22 protein-coding genes and 1 pseudogene are annotated in these 22,814 nt (G+C 68.4%); 8 read left to right on the plus strand and 15 right to left on the minus strand.

Annotated elements, in window-relative coordinates:
* Positions 1–177 precede the first annotated feature (177 nt).
* A complete protein-coding gene (locus YIM_RS36445; protein WP_153034702.1) occupies positions 178–552 on the minus strand; it encodes a nuclear transport factor 2 family protein in 375 nt (124 codons plus the stop codon).
* A 136-nt stretch (positions 553–688) separates the two neighbouring features.
* Between YIM_RS36445 and YIM_RS36450 the strand changes: the two genes are divergently transcribed.
* From YIM_RS36450 to YIM_RS36470, 5 genes are all read left to right on the plus strand, one after another.
* A complete protein-coding gene (locus tag YIM_RS36450) occupies positions 689–1,531 on the plus strand; it encodes an IclR family transcriptional regulator (RefSeq protein ID WP_228004256.1) in 843 nt (280 codons plus the stop codon).
* A 22-nt stretch (positions 1,532–1,553) separates the two neighbouring features.
* Entirely contained in the window at positions 1,554–2,426 is an 873-nt protein-coding gene (locus YIM_RS36455) for an alpha/beta fold hydrolase (RefSeq protein ID WP_153034703.1), read from the plus strand.
* 72 nt (positions 2,427–2,498) lie between these two features.
* Positions 2,499–3,113, plus strand: coding sequence for a TetR/AcrR family transcriptional regulator (locus YIM_RS36460; RefSeq protein WP_194239865.1), 615 nt, complete (start codon positions 2,499–2,501; stop codon positions 3,111–3,113).
* Positions 3,114–3,238: 125 nt separating this feature from the next.
* Entirely contained in the window at positions 3,239–4,411 is a 1,173-nt protein-coding gene (locus YIM_RS36465) for an acyl-CoA dehydrogenase family protein (protein WP_153034705.1), read from the plus strand.
* A gap of 19 nt (positions 4,412–4,430) precedes the next feature.
* A complete protein-coding gene (locus tag YIM_RS36470; RefSeq protein WP_153034706.1) occupies positions 4,431–5,318 on the plus strand; it encodes a VOC family protein in 888 nt (295 codons plus the stop codon).
* A gap of 62 nt (positions 5,319–5,380) precedes the next feature.
* Here YIM_RS36470 and YIM_RS36475 read toward each other — a convergent pair whose 3' ends face one another.
* The gene (locus YIM_RS36475; protein WP_153034707.1) at positions 5,381–7,279 is read right to left on the minus strand and encodes an NAD(P)/FAD-dependent oxidoreductase; all 1,899 of its coding nucleotides are present in this window, start codon (positions 7,277–7,279) and stop codon (positions 5,381–5,383) included.
* On the opposite strand from YIM_RS36475, the gene YIM_RS36480 reads away from it, so the two are divergent.
* The 3 genes from YIM_RS36480 to YIM_RS36490 are packed head-to-tail and all read left to right on the plus strand — an operon-like array spanning position 7,269 to position 10,209.
* Positions 7,269–7,412 (plus strand): hypothetical protein, encoded by a 144-nt coding sequence (locus tag YIM_RS36480; protein ID WP_153034708.1) that lies wholly within the window; start codon positions 7,269–7,271, stop codon positions 7,410–7,412. The two genes, YIM_RS36475 and YIM_RS36480, sit on opposite strands and share 11 nt — an antisense overlap.
* 26 nt (positions 7,413–7,438) lie before the next feature.
* Positions 7,439–8,662, plus strand: coding sequence for a DegT/DnrJ/EryC1/StrS aminotransferase family protein (locus YIM_RS36485; RefSeq protein WP_153034709.1), 1,224 nt, complete (start codon positions 7,439–7,441; stop codon positions 8,660–8,662).
* Positions 8,659–10,209: an FAD-binding protein gene (locus tag YIM_RS36490; protein WP_153034710.1), complete on the plus strand. Its 1,551-nt coding sequence runs from the start codon at positions 8,659–8,661 to the stop codon at positions 10,207–10,209. The genes YIM_RS36485 and YIM_RS36490 overlap by 4 nt, the downstream gene beginning before the upstream one ends.
* Before the next feature lie 233 nt (positions 10,210–10,442).
* Here YIM_RS36490 and YIM_RS36495 read toward each other — a convergent pair whose 3' ends face one another.
* The 13 genes and pseudogenes from YIM_RS36495 to YIM_RS36550 form a co-directional block, all read right to left on the minus strand.
* Positions 10,443–11,366 (minus strand): aldo/keto reductase, encoded by a 924-nt coding sequence (locus YIM_RS36495; protein ID WP_153034711.1) that lies wholly within the window; start codon positions 11,364–11,366, stop codon positions 10,443–10,445.
* A gap of 13 nt (positions 11,367–11,379) precedes the next feature.
* Positions 11,380–12,096, minus strand: coding sequence for a hypothetical protein (locus tag YIM_RS36500; protein WP_153034712.1), 717 nt, complete (start codon positions 12,094–12,096; stop codon positions 11,380–11,382).
* A gap of 77 nt (positions 12,097–12,173) precedes the next feature.
* On the minus strand, positions 12,174–13,172 hold the full coding sequence (locus tag YIM_RS36505; protein ID WP_153034713.1) for an ABC transporter ATP-binding protein: 999 nt from the start codon (positions 13,170–13,172) through the stop codon (positions 12,174–12,176).
* Entirely contained in the window at positions 13,165–14,151 is a 987-nt protein-coding gene (locus tag YIM_RS36510) for an ABC transporter ATP-binding protein (RefSeq protein ID WP_153034714.1), read from the minus strand. Before YIM_RS36510 ends, YIM_RS36505 begins: the two co-directional genes overlap by 8 nt.
* Positions 14,148–15,689, minus strand: coding sequence for an ABC transporter substrate-binding protein (locus YIM_RS36515; protein ID WP_153034715.1), 1,542 nt, complete (start codon positions 15,687–15,689; stop codon positions 14,148–14,150). Before YIM_RS36515 ends, YIM_RS36510 begins: the two co-directional genes overlap by 4 nt.
* Before the next feature lie 64 nt (positions 15,690–15,753).
* The gene (locus YIM_RS36520; RefSeq protein WP_153034716.1) at positions 15,754–16,620 is read right to left on the minus strand and encodes an ABC transporter permease; all 867 of its coding nucleotides are present in this window, start codon (positions 16,618–16,620) and stop codon (positions 15,754–15,756) included.
* Positions 16,617–17,567, minus strand: coding sequence for an ABC transporter permease (locus tag YIM_RS36525; protein WP_153034717.1), 951 nt, complete (start codon positions 17,565–17,567; stop codon positions 16,617–16,619). Before YIM_RS36525 ends, YIM_RS36520 begins: the two co-directional genes overlap by 4 nt.
* A 123-nt stretch (positions 17,568–17,690) precedes the next feature.
* Positions 17,691–17,858, minus strand: a pseudogene (locus YIM_RS49440) (flavin reductase); the annotation flags it as partial.
* A gap of 13 nt (positions 17,859–17,871) precedes the next feature.
* Positions 17,872–18,900, minus strand: a complete 1,029-nt coding sequence (locus tag YIM_RS36530) for a ferredoxin--NADP reductase (RefSeq protein WP_153034718.1) — start codon at positions 18,898–18,900, stop codon at positions 17,872–17,874.
* A complete protein-coding gene (locus tag YIM_RS36535) occupies positions 18,897–19,127 on the minus strand; it encodes a hypothetical protein (RefSeq protein ID WP_153034719.1) in 231 nt (76 codons plus the stop codon). The genes YIM_RS36530 and YIM_RS36535 overlap by 4 nt, the downstream gene beginning before the upstream one ends.
* A gap of 20 nt (positions 19,128–19,147) precedes the next feature.
* Positions 19,148–20,311, minus strand: a complete 1,164-nt coding sequence (locus YIM_RS36540) for a Rieske 2Fe-2S domain-containing protein (RefSeq protein WP_370469038.1) — start codon at positions 20,309–20,311, stop codon at positions 19,148–19,150.
* Positions 20,312–20,436: 125 nt separating this feature from the next.
* Positions 20,437–21,288, minus strand: coding sequence for an SDR family NAD(P)-dependent oxidoreductase (locus YIM_RS36545; RefSeq protein ID WP_153034721.1), 852 nt, complete (start codon positions 21,286–21,288; stop codon positions 20,437–20,439).
* Complete coding sequence (locus YIM_RS36550; protein ID WP_153034722.1) at positions 21,285–22,784, minus strand: FAD-dependent oxidoreductase; 1,500 nt, start codon at positions 22,782–22,784, stop codon at positions 21,285–21,287. Before YIM_RS36550 ends, YIM_RS36545 begins: the two co-directional genes overlap by 4 nt.
* Between the last annotated feature and the right edge of the window lie 30 nt (positions 22,785–22,814).

Consider the following 22,814-nt stretch of genomic DNA (forward strand, 5'->3'; position numbering starts at 1 on the left):
CCTTTCGCCAGAAGCGGCCGGGACGCCGGGGCACCTGCCACAGCGGAGCCTGACGCTAAGGGGCCTGATCCGTGCACCACAGCGGCCGTCCCGGTGAACAGGACACAGCCGCCACCGTGCCGACGTCGGTGCACGCGCCGGCCGATCGCACTGTCCGAACCGGACGGGGACGGGGCGTCACCGCCCGGCCCGGAGATCCGGCTGACTCCAGAATGCCCGCATACCCGTGATCCGGCCATCCTCGTCGAAGGTCATGATGTCGATCGGGTCGATCTCGGTGGCTCCGTCCGCCAGTTCCATCCGAGCGCGGAAGTGGAACGCCGCACTCGAACCGGCGACCCTGAGGGTGATCAGCTCGGTCTTCCGCCGCGCGTTTTCGATCGCGGAGTAGAACCGCACGATCGCCTCGCGACCACGGTGCGACTCGGTACCCACCGGGTCCTCGACGGTCGCGTCCTCGGTGTAGCAGGACGCGATCTCGGCAGCTGTACCGCTTTCCACCGCGCTCAGGTATTGCCTGACGCGGTCGGCGATCACTTCAGGAGTGGGCATTCGCCGAAGCTAGGACCGGCCGGCCCCGGCGAGCACCCGCCGTCCCGGTGACCGGGACTTCGCCCGCTTCTCATCCACGCCACCCGCTGCTAGCGTGTAACTAGAATTGATTTCAGTCTCGCCGGGAGGTGTAGGCATGACCTCAACGTTGAGCGCGAATGCCGGGTACGCCGTCGAGCACCAGGGACTGCCGCCGTCGATGGTCGAGCGGATGACGCTGATCCTGGACCTGTTCGAGCGGCCGCAGACCCGCCTGACCCTGGAGGAGGTGGCCAGGCGAACGCGGCTCCCCCGCTCCACCGCTCACCGGATCCTCGAGCAGCTGGCACGTGTGCGCTGGCTGAACCACACCACCGTCGGCTACCGGCTCGGCGAGCGCTCACTCGGGCTCGGCGGACGGGAGATCGGCCACAGCGCCCTGCGCGCCGCTGCCGCCCCCAAGCTCCACGAGCTTGCCGTCCGCACCGAACTGGTGGTCCACCTCGCTGTGCTCGACGGTACCGAGGTGTACTACCTGGACAAGATCGGCGGGAGATCGGCGGTCGACGTGCCATCGCGCGTCGGTGCCCGTGCACCTGCCCACTGCACGGCACTGGGCAAGGCGATGCTCGCCTGGCTCACGCCCGAACTGGTCGACGCCGAATACCGCGATGGGGTCGGCCGGCGCACCCCGCACAGCATCGGCGAACTGGGCACCCTCCATCGTGACCTCTGCCGGGTCCGCGACCGCAACGGCGTGGCGTTCGAGCGGGGCGAATGCTTTCCCTCCATCGCGTGCGTGGGCGTGGCGCTGCCCGGCCCGGAGGATCCGGTCGGCGCGATATCCCTGGTCGGCGACCTCGACCGGCCTCTTGATGCCCTGGTGCCGCTACTGATCCGGGCGGCGCGGGCCATTTCGGATGAACTGTTCCATCCCGGTGTCCGGGACCGCAGTGGGGCACGGGCGGCCCTCGCGTCCTACGGTCCCTCCGATCACTGAGGGCGACTGGAGGCTGGCGCGCATGACCCAACCCACCTACGAGAGCACGCTGCGAGAGCTGCGCACCGATGAAGGCGCACTGCGTTACCACGAAGCCGGTGACGGCCCGCCGCTGCTCCTGCTCCACGGCTCCGGGCCCGGGGTGACCGGCTGGCGCAACTACCGGGGCAATCTCGCCGTGTTCGCCGAGCACTTCCGCTGCCTCATTCTGGAGTTCCCGGGTTTCGGGGTCAGCGACCCGGTCGACGAGCACCCGATGGTGGCCGCGCCCCAGGCCGTGCTGCGGTTCCTCGACCACCTGGGGCTCGGGCACGTGGACGTCATCGGGAACTCGATGGGCGGGATCGTCGCGGCGAACCTCGCGATCGGGCGGCCGGATCTCTTCCGCCGCCTCGTCACCATCGGCGGGGTCGGGCCGAACATCTTCAGCCCCTCCCCCGGCGAAGGCATCAGGCTGCTGATGGACTTCACCGAGAACCCGACGAGGGAAGCACTGGTCCGGTGGATGCACTCGATGGTGTACGACCCCGCGGTGGTCACCGACGAGATGATCGAGGAACGCTGGACCCACGCCACCGAGCCGAAAACGCTCGAATCCGCGCGCCGGATGTACGGGCGGGAGGCGATGGCCGCGAACCGCGCCGCCGCGGCGAACTCGGACCGGCCGCCGTACTGGGCCCTGCTGCACAAGATCAGTGCTCGCACGCTCATCACCTGGGGCCGTGACGACCGGGTGAGCCCGGTGGACATGGCGTTGCTGCCGATGCGCACGATCCCCGGCGCCGAACTGCACGTGTTCCCCGACTGCGGGCACTGGGTGATGATCGAGCAGAAGAACGCGTGGGAAAGCACCGTGCTCGCCTTCCTCACCCGTGACGACGCCCTCGCCGGATGAACGTCGCACCATGGCCCCGCAGGCTTTACCCTGGAGATCACGATTCAGGTGCGGGCAGAGACAGGGGGACCAGTGGCGAGAATCGCCGAAGCGAGGCCTCCCGCGGAACCTGCGTCGAAAGGGCAGGCCGCGCGGCGCGAGCGCATCCTGGAGTCGGCGGCCGAACTCGGTGCCCGCTCGGGGTTCGACCGGATGCAGATGCACGACGTCGCCAAGGACGCCGGTGTCGCGATCGCCACGCTCTACCGCTACTTCCCGTCCAAGACACACCTGTTCGCCAGGGTCTACGAAACCCAGGTCCGCCGCTTCGTCCGCGACGAATGGCGACGTGACGAAACGGATCCCGTCCGGGCCGTGGGTGAAAGCCTGGTGGCACTGAACCGCAAGTTACTGCGACGGCCACTGCTGTGCGCGGCGATGGTGCAGGCCGCGACCACGACGTACACGGCCGCCCAGACAGAAGCAACCGAAACGGCCAACCTGGCGGACTCCGTCCTCGTCCGTGAGATCCTGCACGCCGCGGGTGACGCCCGTGCGGACAGCGAGGCCGCCGCTGCCGTCCGGCTCCTCGTCTACAGCTGGTGGGGTGTTCTCGTGTCGGCCCTGAGCCACAAGATGTCCGAGGAGCAGGCGGAGGCCGAAGTGCGGCTAGCCGCCCGGCTGCTCCTCGCGCCGTCCTCGCGGTAGACACCGTCGCGTGGCAGGTCCCGGTCAGCGGGATCGCCGATCGTCACCGCCAACCGCTTCGACCTACTGTCCGTGGAGGCTCCCGGTCGCGGGCCTTTCCCTTACAGCAGTTCGGAGGTGCCTGGATGGCGCATGACGTTGTGCACCGAGTGGAGGAGGTCGCCGCGCGGCTGGCGGCGACCGCGGAGGAGACGGAGCGCCAGGGCAAGCTCGCCGACGAAAGCGTGAAGCTCCTCCGCGAAGCAGGAGTCATGCGCCTGCTGCAGCCGACCGATTTCGGGGGTTACGCGGCGCACCCCCGGGACTTCGCCGAGGCCGTCATGGCGGTGTCGAAGGTGTGTGGCTCTGCCGGGTGGGTGTGCGGTGTGGGCGGCGTGCACCCGTGGGAAATGGCTCTGATGGACCGCAGGCTGCAGAACGAGGTGTGGGGCGCCAACCCGGACACCTGGATCGCCTCGCCGTACGCGCCGCAGGGGATCGCCACGCCGACGGACGGCGGTTACATCCTCAACGGCCGGTGGAACTTTTCCTCGGGCACGGACCACTGCGACTGGATCTTCCTCGGCGCGCGCGTCGAGAACGCCGATCCTGCCAAGGGTTTGCACGTCGTGCTCCCCCGCTCCGACTACACCATCGTCGACGATTCGTGGGACGTCATCGGGCTGTGCGGCACGGGCAGCAAAGACATCATCGTCGACGGAGCCTTCGTCCCGGCGTACCGCACGATCGACTCGGAGGAGGTCGCGGCCGGGGAGGTCGCCGCGGAGCGCGCGGGGCGCACCAACACCGTCTACAAGCTACCGTTCTGGACGATGTTCCCGCTCGGGATCACCTCGGCCGTCATCGGCATCGCCGAAGGAGCGCTCGCAGCCCACCTCGACTATCAGCGCGAGCGCGTGACCGCGATGGGCACGAAGATCAAGGATGACCCGTATGTGCTCTACGCGATCTCCGAAGCGGCCACCGAGATCGCCGCGTCCCGCACCCAGTTGCTCGACAGCATCAGCCGGCTCTACGACCTCGCCGACACCGGCCAGGAGATCACCTTCGAGGACCGCTCGGTGGCGCGGCGTAACCAGACCCGGTGCGCCTGGCGCGCGGTGGCCGCGGTCGACGAGATCTTCGGACGCTCCGGCGGAAACGCGGTGCGACGGCAGAACGTCCTGCAGCGATTCTGGCGCGATGCCCACGTCGGCCTGCAGCACGCCATCCACACGCCCGGCCCGATCTACCACTCCTCCGCGCTGACCTCGATGGGCGTCGAACTGCCCGACGGGCCGCTGCGCGCACTCATCTGAAGCCACGGAAAGGAAGCGCATGACCGACATCAGCTCGCTGGGCTACGTGCGAATTCGCGCGACGGACATGGATGCCTGGCGCAAGTTCGCCTTCGACACGATCGGCTTTGCCGAGGGCAGCGGCCCCGAGCAGGACGCGCTGTACCTGCGGATGGATGAGCGCCCGGGACGCATCGTGGTGCTGTCCGGCGACGAGGACCGCGTCGACGGCATCGGCTGGGAAGTACGCGATCACCTTGCCCTGACCCGGGTTCAGGCAGCGGTCGAAGGCGCCGGCATCGGCACCAAGCCCTTGACGCTGGAGGAGGCCGAAGCCAGGCGGATCGAAGCCGGGATCGCGTTCGAAGCACCCGGCCGCACCCCGGTGGAAGTCTTCTACGGCCCGGCGCTCGACCACAGTCCGATCGCGACCCCGTATGGAAACCGTTTCGTGACGGGCAAACTGGGTGTGGGGCACGTGGTGGTGCCGGTGAGTGATCTGGACGGCGCGTACCGGTTCTACGCGGACACCCTCGATTTCCTGCCTCGCGGCGCCTTCCGGCTGCCGACCCCACCGGAGGCGGGCCCGGTCCGGCTGCGGTTCATGGGCGTGAACGCCCGGCACCACAGCCTCGCGATCATGCCGTCCGCCGATCTCAAGGCCCCGGCGCTCGTGCACATCATGGTCGAATGCGAAACCCTCGACGAGGTCGGTCGGGCGCTCGACCGCGTCACCAGCGCGGGCTACCACCTGTCCTCGACGCTGGGCAGGCACACCAACGACAAAATGGTGTCGTTCTACGTGCGAACTCCGGGCGGCTGGGACCTGGAGATCGGGTGCGAGGGCATGCTCGTGGACGAGACCTCGTACACGGCCGAGGAAATCACCGCCGACAGCTACTGGGGTCATCAGTGGGACTTCAGCTGAACTGAGGTAGGCGAACCCCTCGGCCGGCACGGCCAGGGGTTCGTTCACGTCGCCGGCACGGATCAACGCAGCCTGAAATGCTCCTCGATCGGCGCCCGCAGTTTGGTCCAGGAATCGACCATCCGCCACGGGGAAGGCAGAATCACCCGGCCCGCCTGGTTTCGATAGTAGGTGTGTGCGGCCGGCGAATTGCACCAGATGGTGTTCGCCATCGTTTCCTCGACGTCCGCGTTGTACGTCGCGTGTGCCTGCTCGGTCACCTCGATGCTCGACCTGCCTCGCTCGACCACCAGTTGCAGGCACTCCATGATGTAGTGCACGACGCCCTCGACCATGAAGTTGTGCCCGCCACCATGGCCCGCGCTGGAGTTGGGTCCGGACGTGACGAACAGGTTGGGAAAACCTGGCACGGTACCGCCCAAATAGGACGATGGGTTGTCGCCCCGCTGCCACCGGTCCGCGAGCCGAACCCCGGTGCGGCCGCGTATGTCCACACCGGACAGGAAGTCCAGCTTGAAGCCGGTCGCCCAGACGATGACATCCAGCTCGACCAGTTCACCATCCGCGGTGACGATCCCCTCCTGGACGATCCGATCGATCCGCGAGGTCACGACGTGCGCGTTGGGCCGCCTCAGTGCCTCGTAGTACCCGCCCGGGTCCTTGATGATCCGCTTCCCCATCGGCGGGAAGTCCGGCGTCATGGCGGCGGCGAGTCCGGGGTCGTCGCCGAACATCTTTTCGATGTATCCCAGGCACAGCCGTCGAACGCGATCGTTCCCCGGTGAGATGGAGAGGTCGTGCTCACGCATCCAGTCCGGGTCGGCGGTGATGTTGGGGTACAGGTTGTCCGACATGTACCAGTAGACCTTGAGGCGGCACCATTGGTGGTAGAAGGGAATGTGCCGCAGCGCCCAGCGTTCGGCTTCCGGGACTTCGCCCTCACCGGAGTACTTCGGTACCACCCAGTGCGGTTGCCGCTGGAACAGTTCGAGCTTGCCCACCTGGCCGACGATGGACGGCACGATCTGGATCGCGGTGGCCCCGGCCCCGATCATCGCTACCCGTTTGCCGGAAAGGTCGACCTCGGGATCCCATTCGGCGGAGTGGAACTGGCGGCCCCGGAACGTCTCGCGTCCGGCTATGTCCGGAATAGACGGACGATTCAGGAAGCCCGCCGCCGTGATGACTGCCGCGGCGCTGGTGGTCGTTTCGCGGCCGTCCGGTCCTCGTAGGGTGATGTTCCAGCGGCGGGCCTCGTCGTCCCAGGTAAGGGCGGTGACTTCGGTGTCGAACTCGATGTGCTCGCGCACCTCGTACTTGTCCACCACCCGTTGCAGGTAGTCCTGGTACTGGCCACCGGCCGGGTAGTAGTGCGTCCATTCCGGATCCAGTTCGTAGGAGAACGAGTAGTAGAGGCTCGGCGTGTCCACGGCGACGCCGGGATAGGTGTTGATCCGCCAAGTACCGCCGATGTCATCGGCCTGCTCGAAGATCCGGTACCGGAACCCGCGGGCGGCCGCCGCGATACCGGCCGCGATGCCCGCCATTCCGGCTCCGAGGATCGCGATGTCCATCGATTCGGGTGGCCGCCGGGTGGTCGGCAGCACCGGCTGCGCGGGCTGGAACCCGGCCTGCTCCAGCAACAGCGGCACGAACTCGTCGGCGACCGGCTGACCGACCGCGAGTTCGGCCATGCGCTGGAAGAGCGCGAACTCGGGCACCGCGATGGCCGGCTCCCCGGCGCCCGCGGTCAGTACCGAGAACAGGTGCTCCCGCATCGCGGTCGCCTGGCCCTCGGGCATCACGGTGGCCGGCATCAGCCGGCGGCTCGGGTCCGGCTGCTGCACCGTGCCGGAGCCGTATTTCTTCAGCAAGGTCGTGTCGCCGGTGAGTTGCACCAAGCAGTTCAGCAACAGCGCGTCGTCCGCGGCCGACAGGGCCGAACGCAGCGTGGCGGTCATCGAGATCTCCTTCGCGGTGTCCGGCACACCGACGGTAAACACGCACGCGGGCACCGCGGTGCTCATCGTCCTGCTCACCGGGATCGCCCGAGCCGAAGTGCTCCACCGCTTGTTACAAACCCTGTGCGGCTGACAGCCAGGTCGGTAACAGGAGGAAAAATGGTGGATCGCGTTGTCTACGCGCGCAGTGTGCACGACGAGGCCGAAATCAACGCGGTGCTGGAGGTGCTGCGCGGCGGCGGGCTCGCGTTGAAGATCGGCAAGAACGTCTCGGAGATGGAGCGCAAGGTCGCCGAGCTGTACGGCAAGCGGCTCGGGTTGATGTGCAACTCCGGCTCGTCGGCGATCTACCTCGCGGTCGAGTTGCTCGACCTGCCCCGGGGTTCGGAGGTCATCACGTCGCCGCTGACGTTCTCCACCGACGTCTCGCCGATCGTCCGGGCCGGTCTGGTTCCGGTGTTCGTCGACGTCGAGCCGGACACCTACAACGTCGACGTCGGCAAGATCGAAGAAATGATCACCGACAAGACCGGGGCGCTGCTCATCCCGAACCTCGCGGGCAACGCCCCGGACTGGGACGCCATCCGCGAGATAGCGGACCGCCACGACCTGAAGGTGATCGAGGACTCCTGCGACGCGATCGGCACCACCCTCCGCGGCACACCGACCGGCCTGCGCAGCGACATCACGGTCACCAGCTTCGCCATGGCCCACATCATCACCTGCGCCGGCAACGGCGGCATGGTCACCCTCAACGACGAGCACCTGCGCGACAAGGGATTGATGCTGCGCCGCTGGGGCCGCCGCTCGGAGCCCCACATGTTCGGCTCGGCGGGTACCGGCCGCGTGTTCCGCGAAGACCTCGATGGCGTGCCCTACGACAACGACTTCATCTTCGACGTCCTGCCATGGAACTTCGAGCCGTCGGAACTCGGCGCGGCGTTCGGGCTGCAGCAGCTGAAGAAGCTGGACCGCAACTTCACCCGCCGGGCGGAGATCTTCAACGCCTACAACACCGCGTTCGGCAGTTACCCGACGCTGTTCTCCCTCCCCCGCCAGCTGGAAGACTTCCACACCGCGTGGCTCTGCTACCCGGTGCTGGTCAAGGCGGACGCCGGGTTCAACCGCAGCGATCTGCAGGAATCCCTCGAAGGCGCCGGAATCGACACCCGCACGGTCTGGAGCGGCAACGTCACCCGCCACCCGATGATGCGGAACGTGGAGTTCCGGCAGCCGGCCGGCGGCCTCCCGGTCGCCGACGAGGTCTTCGAACGCGGCATGTCGCTGGGCATGAGCCACGGCACCACCGACGAGGAACTGGAACACGTGGTCTCGGCCATCCACGCGTTCGCGTCCAAGTTCGCCCCGGCGGCCGTTCGATGAGCACGGCCTGGGATGAGAACTACGACGTGGTGGTGGTCGGGTCCGGTGGCGGCGGGCTGACCGCCGCCTACACCGCGGGAAGCGCCGGCCTGCGCACCCTCGTGCTGGAGAAGTCCGAGTACTTCGGCGGGATGACGAGCTATTCGGGCTCCTGCTTGTGGCTGCCAGGCAATCCGGTGACCGCGCGCACAACCGTCGGGGACTCCGCCGCGGGCGCGCTCGAGTACGTGCGAGCGGTCGTGGGCACCAGCGCGCCGGAAGAAATGCAGCGCGCCTACGTGAACAACAGCGCCGCGCTCGTCGAGTTCCTGCTGCGGAATCCTGTCCTTCGCTTCTACCACGGACCTTTTCCGGACTACTACGACGCTCCGGGACGGGTCACCGGCGGACGAGGCATCTTTCCCGAGCCGCTCGCCGGGGCCGATCTCGGAGACCTCCTCGACCGCCTGCAGCCGGCACTCGCCGCGCATCGCTTCGGCCGGAAGGTCGACCGGACCAAACTCCAGGGCGGCCGAGCGCTCATCGGCAGGCTACTGCTCGCGGTCACCGGCCTCGACACGGTCAGCTTGTCCGCGGAGACCCCGTTCACCAGCCTCGTCGTCGAGGACGGCCGGGTCACCGGCGTGGTGGCACAGCGGGACGGCGAACCGGCCCGCATCCGGGCGGAGCGAGGAGTGCTGCTGGCCGCGGGCGGGTTCGAGGCCAACACCGAACTGCGCCAGAAGTGGCAGGGCCGCGACGCCCAGTGGACCAACGCGCCCGCCACGCACACCGGTGACGCGATTCTCGCCGGGCAGGGGGCCGGAGCGGCGCTGGCGAACATGGAGAACGCGTGGTGGACGCCGAACCTCGCCTACCCGGGTGGCACGTCAGCCTTCGTCGTGGGCTTCGGGGGCGGCCTCTTCGTGAACGGCACCGGGCGCCGGTTCGCCAACGAGTCGTTGCCCTACACGCAGATGGGCCAGGCGATCCTCGACGTGGAGGCGTCCGGGCAGCCCGCGTTGCCGGTGTACTGGATCTTCGACGACCGGTTCGAGGGACCGCCGTGCCTCAACGAACTCGAACCCGACCGCGACGAGTTCCGGGCGGCCGGCCTGTGGCACACCGCGGACACAATCGACGAGCTGGCAGGACAGCTGGGGCTGCCGCGTTCCGAGCTGACCGCGACGGTCACACGGTTCAATTCCTTCGCCGCCACGGGCGTGGATGAGGACTTCCACCGCGGCGAGGACGAGTTCGACCGCTTCTTCGGCCAAGGCGACGGCCCCAACCCCTGCCTGATCCCGGTCGACCGCGGCCCCTTCCACGCCGTGCAACTGGGCCTGGGCGACCTGGGTACCAAAGGCGGCCTGGTCACCGACCCGCACGGCCGCGTGCTGACCGAGGCCGGGGACGCGATCGCCGGGCTCTACGCCACCGGGAACACCACCGCGTCCGCGACCGGGAACGTCTACCCCGGGCCGGGCGCGCCGATCGGGACGTCGATGGTGTTCGGCTTCCTGGCGGCCCGTCATCTGGCTGAGCAAGGCACAGCTCATCGCGCTTGAGCAACGAGGCTCGGCCACGGGGCCAAGGCACTGGTCAGGGGTGGCCAGACCGCTCCTGACAACGGCCGAAGACCATGCGCTGCCAACGCGCGGCGTGCAAGTGCTGGCGGTCCCGGCTCACCGTCTGCGTACAGCTCTGTGGCCGGCGCGTTCGAAAACAGCAGCGATGGCATGCTCCGGTCCGCCCACCGCTCAGCTTCTCCGTGACCGCGGAGAGCCGGCAGATTTAGCCGTCATGGCACTGCGGCCAGCTCCTCCGCGGTGAGGCGCCAGGAAGCAGCAGCGGCGTTCGCCCGCACCTGCTCGGGAGTGGTAGCGCCGGTGATGACGGATGCGACGCCATCCTGTGCGGCCAGCCACGCCACCGCCAGTTCCAGGATCGTGTGCCCTCGCTCTTGTGCGAACGCCGTCAGCGCCTCGACGCGGGCGAAGTTCTCTTCGCTGACCACTTTGTCCGCGAAGTAGGACATGGCGTCGAACCGCGAGCCGCGCGGATACTCCTGCCCCCGGCGGTACTTGCCGGTGAGCATGCCGGACGCCAGCGGGAAGTACGGGACGATGCCGACCTTGTTCGCGTGTGCCGAGGGCACCACGTCCAGCTCCACCGCCCGGGAGAGCAGGTTCCACTCGATCTGCGTGCCACAGAACCGGGTGAGCAACGCCGATTCGGCAATGCCTGCCGCGGTCTCGACCTGCGCCGCCGTCACGTTGGACGACGCGATGTGGAGGATCGTGCCCTGTTGCACCAGCTCGTCGAGCGCCTGCAGCGCCTCCTCAGCCGGCGCCTCGACGTCCGGGTAGTGCTGGTAGTACAGATCGATCCGGTCGGTGCGCAACCGCCGTAGGCTGCCTTCACAGCCTTCGATGATGCGGCGCCGCAACGCTCCGGGCGAGTATGGCTCGTCTTTGGGGCGCGGCAGGAACTTGGTGGCGAGCACGACTTCGTCCCGCCGGGCGCCGAGCGTCGCCCCGATGAACTCCTCCGACTTGCCACCGCCGTACATCTCGGCGGTGTCGAGGTGGGTGATCCCTGCTTCGAGCGCCGCGTTGATCACCGCCGCGCTCGCGTCGCGATCCAGTTTCATCCCGAAGTTGTTGCAGCCGAGGCCGATCACCGACAGCGCCGGGCCGTCACCGCCGAGCTGGCGAGTCTCCACAGTTCTCCTAACGTCACGTGATCAGGGAGTTGAACGAGTTGTGCTCGCGGCCCGGCCCGGTGAAGACGTAGTCCAGCTCGACCACCGAGCCGAACAGGCTGAGCCCGGTGGCGAACAGGTCGGTCCGGATGTGCACCTGCACGCCGTGCCTGCCGTAGGCGAAGTCGTCGATGTCCGAGAACACCGGCGAAGCGGCCATCCGTTCGTCGATCGCGTGGTCGCCTTCTTCGCCACGCGCCTTGAGGATCTGCATGCTCTGGATGCGCGCGCCGAACGCCGGGTCGGTTTTCATTTCCTCGCGCAACCGGAGCACCGCGGCCTCCAGTTCCTCGAGCTCGGTGAAGTGCAGCCCGAAGTGCAGGTAGGACTCCGGCCACCGGGTTCGCTGCTCGTGGAACGCCTGGAGCGCGGGATGCGGCTTACTGGTGTCCGCTCCGAGGCTCTCGGCGATGGCGGCTTCGAGTTCCAGCTGAGCGGGCTTGAGCGCGAAGAGGAAGATGACGTTGTCGGCGCGGTCGGGCTCGGCGCTGTCCATCGCGATGATGTACAGCGGCTCGTCCGAGAACTTGTTGGGCAGCTCCCGCACGTGCCCGCCGAGCAGCTGGAAGAACCGCGTCGCGAGGTTCCGCTCACCGGGCCTGAAGTGCACGGCCAGGTGCCCCAGGCTGGTGGCCGTCGAGGCCATCGTTGGCAACGACGCGCGCGCTGGGCCGGTCTGCGTCGACTCCATCAGCTCATCTCCTCGGTCGCCTTCCCCGCCACGATCGGGATGATTCCGCTCTCACCCCGGTCGTGGCGGGCGCGGTCTTACTCAGCGGGACTCGTCGCGCCGACGAGCGGGAAGTGGCAGGCCGCGTAGTGCTGCGGGGTCACCTCCCGGACGGCGGGTTCTTCGACGGCGCAGCGTTCCTGCGCCCGTGGGCACCGTGTGCGGAACCGGCAGCCGCTGGGCGGGTTCAGTGGCGAGGGGATGTCGCCGCTCAAGGCGGGCCCGGCGAAGCCGAGTTCGGCGCCAGCCGCCGGGACCGAGTCGAGCAGGCCGCGGGTGTACGGGTGCGCCGGCTCGCCGTAGACGGCGTCGGTGTCGCCGTACTCGCACACCTTCCCCAGGTACATCACCAGCACCTGGTCGCACACGACGCGGACGACGCCGAGGTCGTGCGCGATGAAGACCATGGTCAGCGCGTACTGCTGCCGGAGGTCCTGCAGCAGGTTCAGGATCTGGGCCTGGACCGACACGTCCAGCGACGAGACCGGTTCGTCGCAGACGAGCAGCTTCGGCCGCACGGCAAGGGCGCGGGCGATCGCCACCCGTTGCGCCTGGCCGCCCGAGAGCGCGCCCGGAAGCATCGAACCGAATCGCTCGATGGGCAGGCCGACCTGTGCGAGGACTTCTTCGGCCACGCAGGACCGCTCGGCCTTCGGCACGTCGGCGATCGCGAGCCCTTCCACCACGATCTCGGCGACCTTGCGCCGGGGGTTCAGCGACGCGACGGGGTCTTGGAAGATCATCTGGATGCTTCGCCGCAGTTCCCTCAGCCGCCGCGGGCTTGCCGATTCGAGCGCTTCTCCGGCGAAGGACACCGAGCCGCTGCGGGACGGGCTCAAGCCGAGCAGGGCCCGGCCGGTGGTCGACTTCCCGCAGCCGGACTCGCCCACGATCCCCAGCGTCTGCCCGCCGGACACGTCGAAGCTGACGCCGGCGACTGCCCGCAGCGTCCCGCCCTGCGTCGCGAATTCGACGACCAGGTCGGTCACCGTCAGCAGCGAATCCTCCGCCCGGTGCGCAGTGTCCGCGCTAGTCATGGACGAGTCCGGCGTCGACCGGGTGCCGGCACGTGCTCACGTGATCGTCCCCGGCGCGCGCGGGCGGCGGCGCCTCAGTGCGGCAGCCGGCGTCCGCGAACCCGCAGCGCGGCGCGAACCGGCACCCGGGCGGCGGCGCCACCGGGTCCGGCAGTGACCCGTCGATGATCCGCAATCTCGCGTGCCGTTCGGTCTCCAGCGACGGAGTCGCCGCCAGGAGCGCCTCCGTGTAGCGGTGCCGGGGTGAGCCGAACACCGCCTTGGTGCTGCCCACCTCCGCCAGCCGCCCGGCGTACAGGACCGCGACGCGGTCCGTGCGGCCGGCGACGACGGCGAGGTCGTGGCTGATCAGCATCATGGCCATGGTCCGTTCCTGCTGGATGCGCCGGATCAGGTCGAGGATCTGCCGCTGGATCGTCACGTCCAGCGCGGTGGTCGGCTCGTCGGCGATCAGCAGCCGCGGTTCGCAGGCCAGCGCGATGGCGATCATGACGCGCTGGCGCATCCCGCCGGACAGCTCGTGCGGGTAGTTCCGCAGCCGCCGTTCCGGATCCGAAACCCCCACCTCCCGCAGCAGGCCGAGTGCCCGCTCCCGGGCCTCCGCGGCGGAGACGCCCAGGTGCCGCCGCATCGATTCGGTGAGCTGACGCTCGATCCGGACGACCGGGTTCAGCGCGCGGCCGGGATCCTGGAACACCATCGCGATCTGCTTGCCGAGCACGTCGAGCCGTTCCCGTTTGCTCAGCGAGAGCAGGTCCCGGCCGGCGAACCGGACCGACCCGCTGACCCCGGACCGGGCGGGCAGCAGCCCCAGCAACGCGCGAACCATGATCGACTTTCCCGAACCCGACTCGCCGACGACACCGAGCGCCTCACCGTGGCCGACGGACAAGCTCACGCCGTCGACCGCCCGCACCGTTCCGCGGGCCGTGCCGATATGGGCACGGAGATCCTCAATGGACAGCAACGGCTCGTTCACCGCCGCACCCACAAGTCCTGCACCAGCAGCGAGCCGAACCCGTAGAGGCGCACCCCACCGACCGTCTTGCTCGTCAGCACCACGTTGTCCAGCCGGACCGTGAAGACGACCGGGTTGAGCTGTTCGAACCGGGTTTGGACGAGGTCGTAGCCGCGTTTGCGCTCGGCGAGTTCGGTGGCGGTCCGGCCGAGGTCGAGGCCCTTGTTCACGTCGGGATCGTTGAGTCCGATCGAGTTGAACGGCGAGGAGCCGTGGAAGAACGACCACAGCGAGGTCTCCGGGTCGACGAACGTGTTGCCCGAGTACAAGGCGTCGTAGTCCTTGCTCAGCATCGTCTGGACGTTCGCCGCCGCGTCCTGGACGCGCACCTCCGCGGTGACGTTCCGGTACGAGCTGAACTGGGCCTGCATGGCTTCCACTTCGCTGGCCCGGGTGGGTTCGACCACCATGGTGAACCGCAGTGGCTTGCCCTCGGCCGCGAGTTCGTCGAAGAGCGCCTGCGCCCGCCCGGGATCGTAGGTGTGCAACTGGTGGTCGGTGTGCAGCGGTGATTGCTCGCCGAACAGGCCCTTGACCGGGATGCCGGCACCGTCGAGAGCCGCCAGGTTCAGCTGGTCCAGGTCGATCGCCTTCGACACGGCCTCCCTGGCCCTGGGGTCGGCGAAGGGGGCGCGGGCCAGGTTGAGCATCAGGATGCCGCCCCCGTTCATCTGCTGCTGCACCACCACGGCGCCGGCGCTCTTGGCCTTGGCCGCCGCCTTCGGGTTGGCGCCGAGCGCTACCTGCGCACCACCGGAGATCAGGGTGTTCAACCGCTGGTCGCCGTCGGCCACCAGTTTCACCGTGAGCGTGTCCAGATACGGCTTGGGACTGTCCCAGTACCCGGGGTTGCGTTTGAGCCTGACGGCCGAGCCGCGGTCCCAGCCGTCGAGGAGGTAGGGACCGGCGCCGACGGAAGCCTGGCCCGTCTTCAGCGCGGTCGGCGAAGCGATCCAGTTCATCGCCCCGATGATGATTCCGGACGGGTAGGAGGCGTTCGGTGAGACCAGGGTGATGCCGAGCGTCCGGTCGTCGATCACGGTCGACGACTCGATCGCGGCCGCCGTGGCGAGGTAGGCGGAACCGGTTTTCGGATCCTTGATGCGGTCCCAGTTGACCTTGACCGCGGCCGCGTCGAGCGGCGTTCCGTCACTGAACTTCAGGCCCGGCCGGAGGGTCAGCCGCCAGTTCGCGCCGCCGTCCGAGGTGGTCATCTCCCCCATCGACGGCTGGATGGCCCCGCTCACCGGATCCGCCGTCAGGAGGGTGCCGTAGAGGGCGTTGCCCAGCGCGGCGTCGAGCACGGCGAGGTTCATCATCGCCGCGGGGTCGAGCGTGCGTGGTTCCCCCACGGTCAGCAGGGTGGCGGTCCCGCCCTGGACCGGGTCGCCGGTCGCGCCGGCGGCCGAATCCCCGGACTGCGCGGTCGGGCCGCAGGCCGCGACCGCCAGCAGTGCGACGGCTCCCCAGGCCGCCGCACGGAGACGCGAGCTTCGCATCGTGCACCCACTTTCTTCCGAGGCCTCCTCGTTGAGGCCGTCCTGAGGCAGGCGGAGGCGCCGCTCAGTCGTGCAGGGTCCGGTCGAACCGGACGCGGAGGTGGTCACCGAGCTGGTTGAGGGCGAACACCGTGGCGAAGATGACGGCCGCGGGCACAAAAACCAGGTGCGGAGCCGTCGCCAGCGAGTCCTGGCCGTCGGCGATCATCCCGCCCCAGCTGGGTGTCGGTGGTGGGATACCGAGCCCGAGATAGCTCAGTGAGCCCTCGGCCACGATGAGCGCGGCGACGACGATCGGCAGATAGGTCGCCAGTGGCGCCACCACGTTGGGCAGGATCTCCCGGACCATGATGCGAGCGTTTCCGGCACCCATGTTGCGCGCCGCCAGCACGAACTCCCGCGAACTCCAAGGAAGGGTGTTCGCCCTGCCGAGGCGGGCGAACGACGGGATCACCAGCAGCGTGAGGCCGATCAGCAGCGTCGGCACGCTCGGGGTCAGCACCGTCGAGAGCACGAGCAGCAGGATCAGCGGCGGGAAGGCGAGCATCGCGTCGGACAGCACGGAGATCGCCGTGTCCACCTTGCCGCGGAGGTGACCGGTGACCAAGCCCAGCACGGTGCCGAGCGCGAAGCCGACCAGTCCGGCCACCGCGCCGACCACCAGCGAGGCGCGGGCGCCGTAGAGGGACCGCGACAGCATCGACCGGCCCAGGTTGTCCGTGCCGAGCAGCAGGTCCAGTTCGCCAAGAGCCGGCGGCAGCTTGGGCTTTCCCGCTACCACCGCTGCCGGGCTGATCGGCAGCAGATCCGCGAAGACCGCGAACGCGATGATCAGCACCAGCCAGGCCATCGAGAGGTACACCAGGATGGAATGTCGCCGCGGCGTCGCGGGGATAACCGGGTCGGCACGTGATTCCGGCTCGACGCTCATGTCCGTCTCCCCCGCACGCGCGGGTCCAGGAACCCGTATCCGATATCGACGACCGTGTTGATCCCGACGTAGGCCACGGCGAGGAAGGCGACGATGCCCTCGACCATCAGCACGTCGCGCGCCATGATCGAGGTGGTGGCGAGCTGCCCGAGACCAGGAAGCGCGAACAGCGTCTCCACGATGACGGTGCCGCCGATGAGCCGCCCCAGGTTCACGCCCACCACGGTGATCAGCGAGAAGGACGACGGCCGCAAAGCGTGGCGCAGCACGACATACCCCGTCGGCAGCCCCTTGGCGCGAGCCGCCACCACATAGTCCTCCCGCAGCGTCGAGATGAGGTCGGAGCGCAACAACCGGGTGAACGCGGCGATCTCGGTCGTCGCGATCGCCGCCGCCGGCAGCAGTGCGTGCCGCAGGTTCTCGAACGGCGACTCGCCGAAGCTCACCCAGCCGGTCACCGGCAGCAGTTCGGCTTGCAACGCCAGCAGGTAGATGAGCACCGGCGCGGCCACGAAGGTCGGTACCGAAAGCAGCACCGACGACAGGCCGTTGATCGTGCGGTCGGTCTTCGTGCCCGCGCGGAGCGAGGACAGGATCGCCAGGGGAATCGCACAGATCAGGGCGATCAGCAGCGCCAGCACGGCAAGTTCCGCGGTGACGGGCAGGCGTTCCAGGATGGCCTGCAGGACCGGCCGGCCGGTCAGCGGCGACGTGCCCAGGTCACCGGTGACCGCGTCACCGACCCAGTGCGCGTATCGAGTCCACAATGGATCGTTCAGTCCGAGACTGGCGTTGAGCGCCGCCACCGCTTCCGGGGTGGCGCTCTGGCCGAGGATGACCGTGGCGACCGTGCCGGGCACGAGACCGAACAGCGCCACGACCGAGATGGTCACGAGGAAGACCACAACAAGGGCTCGCCCGAGTTTCCTGATAACACGCAACGTCATAGATCCTCCACTTCGGCCTGAACCGCTAGATGCCGCTCAAGGCGCTCTGCGTGAGGTCATGGCTGCCCCGGTAGAACAACAAGGGGGCCTCGTCGTGCACGGCTTCGATCTCGCAGTCGAGCCAGGCCAGCACCTCGAACTGCGACCGGGCAGAACAACACCAAGGGCGGATCCAGCGGCAGAGGCGAGAAGGACTGGCACGCGAACCCCGCCGGTCCCTCCCCGCCCGGTGACAACCGTGACGCCGGTGCAGAAACGACCCAGAACGGCGCGGAACAACCCAACGTCCACAGTGGAACTCCGATCAGTCGTAGGTGATCTCGATGTGCTCGGTGACCGGAACCGCCTGGCACGCCAGGACGTAACCCTCGGCGAGGTCCTCCTTTTCCAGGACCTCGTTGCGGAGCATCTGCACCTCGCCCGAGAGCAGGCGGCAGGCGCAGGCGCTGCACGCGCCTTCCCGGCACGAGAACGGTGCGTCCATGCCCTGACCACGCAACAGGTCGAGCAGCGGCGTCTGGGCAGGCCAAGCCAGCGTGCGGCGCTCACCGTCCAATTCGACCGTGACCGTCGCCGCGGCTTCCTGGTCCACCGGATCGGTCCGCACGTCGGCGAACGGATCCGACTCCAGCGACCGGAACTTCTCCGTGACAACACGATCGCCGGGCACGCCGATTCGGCTCAGCGCGTCCGCGGCCACCTCCATGAACGGGCCCGGCCCACACAGCATCGCCAGGTCCGCGGCCCCGGAGGGGCGGCACAACCGGGCGAGGTGGTCGACCGTCGGCAAGCCCTGCACGCTCTCCAGCAGGTGCAGCACGAGGAGCCGATCCGGATGTGCCGTCGCCAGCGCGCGCAGTTCGTCGGCGAAGATGACCGACTGGTCGTCGCGGTTCGCGTAGACCAGAACCGCCGACCCGCCGGGCCTCGCCAGTCTGGCCCGCAGGATCGACATGATCGGCGTGATCCCGCTTCCGCCCGCGAACAGCAGCAACTCCCTGGCCTCGTCTCGCGGCACGAAATTGCCCGCCGGCGGCAGCACCTCGATTTCGTGCCCCGGTTCCAGTTCCTCGCAGATCCAGCTCGACGCGATCCCGTCGGCCACCCGCTTGACCGTGATGGTGAGCGGGCCGTCTTCAGGCGCGCCGGACAGCGAGTAGCACCGGGCGACCCAGCGTCCGCTCGGTGCCGGTACACGCACAGTGAGGAACTGCCCCGGCCGGTACCGGAACGCCGCGGCCGAATCAGCAGGGACGTCCAGCACCACCGAGACCGCATCGCGTGTCTCGCGGACGACACTCACGACCTTCAGCCGACGCCCGGGCGGCGTCATAGCTCGGGTACCGCCAGCACGCCCTCGCGCACCGCGTCCTCGATCGAACCCCTCAGCTGCAGGCAAGTCGGGATGACGGCGGTCGCCGGCGGGCCGCTGCTCGCGAGCCGTTCGGCGAACTCCGCACAGCCACGCGAATCGGCGTCCCACTGCACAGAGGTGTGCGCCAGGCTGTTCTTCTTCACCTGCACCGAAGTGCCACACCGGCGGCAGGACAGCGGTTGCACCAGGATCTCCTCTCCGCCGTTCAGCTCGGGCTGATCGCCATTCCGCCTTGCCGGGCGAGGTTGTCGGCGACCTCCTGCTGCCAGTACTCGACCGCGCGCTGGGTGTCGAGCTCGAACTCGAACCGGTTGGTCATCTCGGGCGTGACGTCTTCAACGTCCGCATAGAACTGTTCGTACCACCGCCGCAGCTGGTAGACCGGACCGTCCTCTTCGCACAGCAGCGGGTTGTCGATCCGCGTCTTGTTCTTCCAGATCTCCACGTCCTGCAGGAAGCCGATCTCCACGCCCTTCGCCGTCGCTTCCGCGATCTGCTGGGCCTCCTCGTCCGGCCTGCCCGGCTGCTTCTTCACGATTACCCCCCACTGCAGCACAAAGCTCGTGGGGCTGACCGGGTAGTGGCAGTTGATCAGCACGGTCTCGGATTCGATCAGCCCGTTCGATCCGGACAGCCAGTCGATCATGTAGGACGGGCCGAAGTAGGTGGCCTCGGACCGGCTGGTCCGCTCCTCTTCTCCCTCGGCCTTCGTGTAGTTCGTGCCGAGGTTGACGTCCTCACGTCCCTTGGAGGTCATGTGCTGCGTGGCGAGGTGGCCCTCGAAAACGTTCTTGAAGTACACCGGGAACGCGTAGTGCACGTAGAAGAAGTGGGCCATGTCCACGACGTTGTCGACGATCTCGCGGCAGTGCGAACCCTCGATCAGTACCGAGTTCCACGTCCAGTCCGACCACTCGTCCGAGAACGCCTCGTCGATCCGCGGGATCGTGACGTCCGGTGGCGGCGGCTTGCCCTGGGGATCGTGGTAGATGAACAGTTGCTTGCTCTGCTCCAGCACGGGCCAGGCCTTCGTCCTGGCGCGGGGTGGCACCCGGCGGGAGTAGGGAATGCTCGAGCAACGGCCCGACCCCGACCAGCGCCAGTCGTGGAACGGGCAGGCCACGTCGTCGTCCTTGATCGTGCCCTGGGTGAGGTCGCCGCCCATGTGCGGGCAGTAGCCATTGAGGACGTTCAGTTTTCCCGAACTGTCGGCGAAGACCACGAGCTTCGTGCCGAACGCGTGCACCGCGTGCGGCTTGCCGTCCCGGAAGCCGTCAGCCATGCCCAGGCAGTGCCAGCCGCGCGCGTACCGGGTGGGTGGCGCACCAGCGTCGATGACGCGGACCTCCGTTGACTCCGCAGACGTCATCATGCCTCCAGTTCAATTGTCGGATCCCGTTGTGCCCGTCTTTCCCGCATTCATCCTGAAAAGCTTCCGGGTTCCGGTAAAACCACGCTCCCGCTCACTGGGACCATGCTCGCGGGCGCGGACCCTCAGAAACGGCTTCCCTCGGGTAGCCGAGGGGCACGCCGGTTGCGCAACTGCTCGGCGCGGTCCCGCATCACGCCGAGCACGGTCGCCGGCTGGGTGACGATGTAGAACTCACCGTCGGCTGCCTGCCGCAGGATCGCCGCCGCCGCATCGTCCGCGTTGATGGCCTTGTCGCGCACCTTGAACATCGCCTCGCGCACTTGCTCAACTGCGTCGAGGTCACCGCTGTCCACGCCGCCCGCGCTGTCGAAGATCCGGGAGACGACCGCACCGGGCAGCACCGCTCCGACGTGGATGTGACGTGCGCCCGCGAGCTGGACCTCCTGGTGCAGGCATTCGCTCATGGCCAGTACGGCGTGCTTGCTCATGATGTAAGGGGCTTGCAGCGGAACCGCGGTGACCCCGCCGACCGACGAAAGATTCAGCACCCAGCCGGGTTCAGTCTGCTTCAGCATCCGCGGCAGGAAGGCGCGGATGCCGTGGAACACACCGCTGATGTTGATCGACACCAGCCGTTCCCAATTGGACACCGGGGTATCCCACAGATAGCCGAACTGCTCCACGCCCGCGTTGTTGACCAGCAGGCGCGTCGGTCCGAACTCGTCCTCGACGCGGGCAGCCAGCCGGTCGAGCGCGGTGGCGTCCCGGACGTCCACCACAGCCGGGACGGCATGCCCACCCGATCCGGAGATCTCGGCCCGTGTCCGTTCCAGCGCGTTCTCGTCGATCTCCGCGAGTACCACGGTCATCCCGAGTTCGAGAGCGGCATACCTGGCTAGGCCCGCACCAATCCCGGCGCCGGCACCAGTGACAACCGCGACGCCTCCCTGAAAGACCTGAGCCGGGCCGCTCACCGGCTGGCCGGGAGGGCGGCAGCTCGCCCGGCACGTCGTCCGAAGAACGTGCCGTCGCCGAGGGACGTACCGCTGACGTAGCCCTCGCCGTGGATACCGGAGGTGGCTCGCCCTGCGGCGTAGAGCCCCGGGATCGGCTGGCCGGAGACGTGGAGGACCGCGCCGTCAACGGTCGTGTGCAGACCCCCCAGGGTGAATCCCGCGATGCCGGTCTTGGTCGCGGCACTCACGCCGAGAATCCGCGGGTCGACAGCGGCGAGCGGTCCCTCCAGTTCACGAAGCCACTTGGCGTTCTTGTGGAAGTAGGGATCCTCGCCTTCCGCGGCGTGCCGGTTGTAGATCGTGACCGTGTTCTGGAGTGCCCCCGGGGGCAAGCCCAGCTCCTCCCCCAGTTCGGCCGCCGTCTCCGCCACGTGCTGCGGCTGGAGCCCAGGTGCCTCCGCCACGGCGACCGCTTCGAAGCCCTCTTGGTCGATGATCACCCACCACGGCGCGGGTTCGTGCAGAAGCGCTCTCTGGCTGTAAACGCCGGGGTACCCGTCTTCGTTGATGAACCGCTGCCCCAGCGCGTTGACGAGCATGCCGCGGTAGACCAGCGACGGCGGTGCGATCAACGCCGCCTGTACCGCGCTCATGCGCCGGGTGGCGGCACCGAGCGCACACGCCATCCGGATGCCGCTGCCGTCGTCACCGCCGTCACTGACCTTCCCGTGCCCGAGCAGGACCGGGGCGTGGGCGCCGAGCATTTCTTCGTTGTCGACGAAACCGCCGGTCGTCAGAATGACTCCCTTGCGTGCGCGGTAGCACACCTCCTGGCCGAACTGGCGCGCCGCAACGCCCACGACCCGTGATGCCTCATCGACGACCAGGGCGGTGGCCCGGGAGTCCGGGTGCGTCCGACCGCCTGCGGCACCGACTGCTGCCACCAGCTTCTCCATCAGCAGCCAGCCCCCGTAGTCCCCCGTCGGTGGCCGGTGCCCGCGGGGCGCGGGGCGGGCGAGGGTGTCGTAGGGCCACGCGTTCTCCCCGAGCCACATCAGGCCGTCCGTGGTCGGCGGCACCCACGTCGGTGCGTCGTACATCGACTCCTGGAACGAAATCCCGTGCTGGCGCAGCCATTCGAAATGCTGGACGCTCTCATCGCAGTAGAGCCGCAGCTTCCGCTCGTCGACATGCGGGCCCAACGCCGCGTGGAGGTAGGCGTACATGTCGTCCGCGCTGTCCTCGAAACCGCAGGCCTTCTGCACCGGGGTGCCACCGCCGAGGTAGATCTCACCACCGGACTGCGCGGACGAGCCGCCGGGGGCAGAGAGGCGTTCGAGCACGACCACGTCGGCTCCGGCGGTTGCCGCCTCGAGCGCGGCCGCCGCGCCGGCACAGCCGAACCCGACCACCACGACGTCGACGTCGTGGTCGAACCGCTCGACGGAAGCCAGTGAGACTGGCGCGATCGAACCCCGATCCGGGGTTGACGAACTGCTTCTCGTGACGTCCATGGCTGTCCAGCCTGCCCTCGGCCGGGCCAC

Origin of the sequence: Amycolatopsis sp. YIM 10 (assembly GCF_009429145.1) — a bacterium.
Taxonomy (GTDB): Bacteria; Actinomycetota; Actinomycetes; order Mycobacteriales; family Pseudonocardiaceae; genus Amycolatopsis.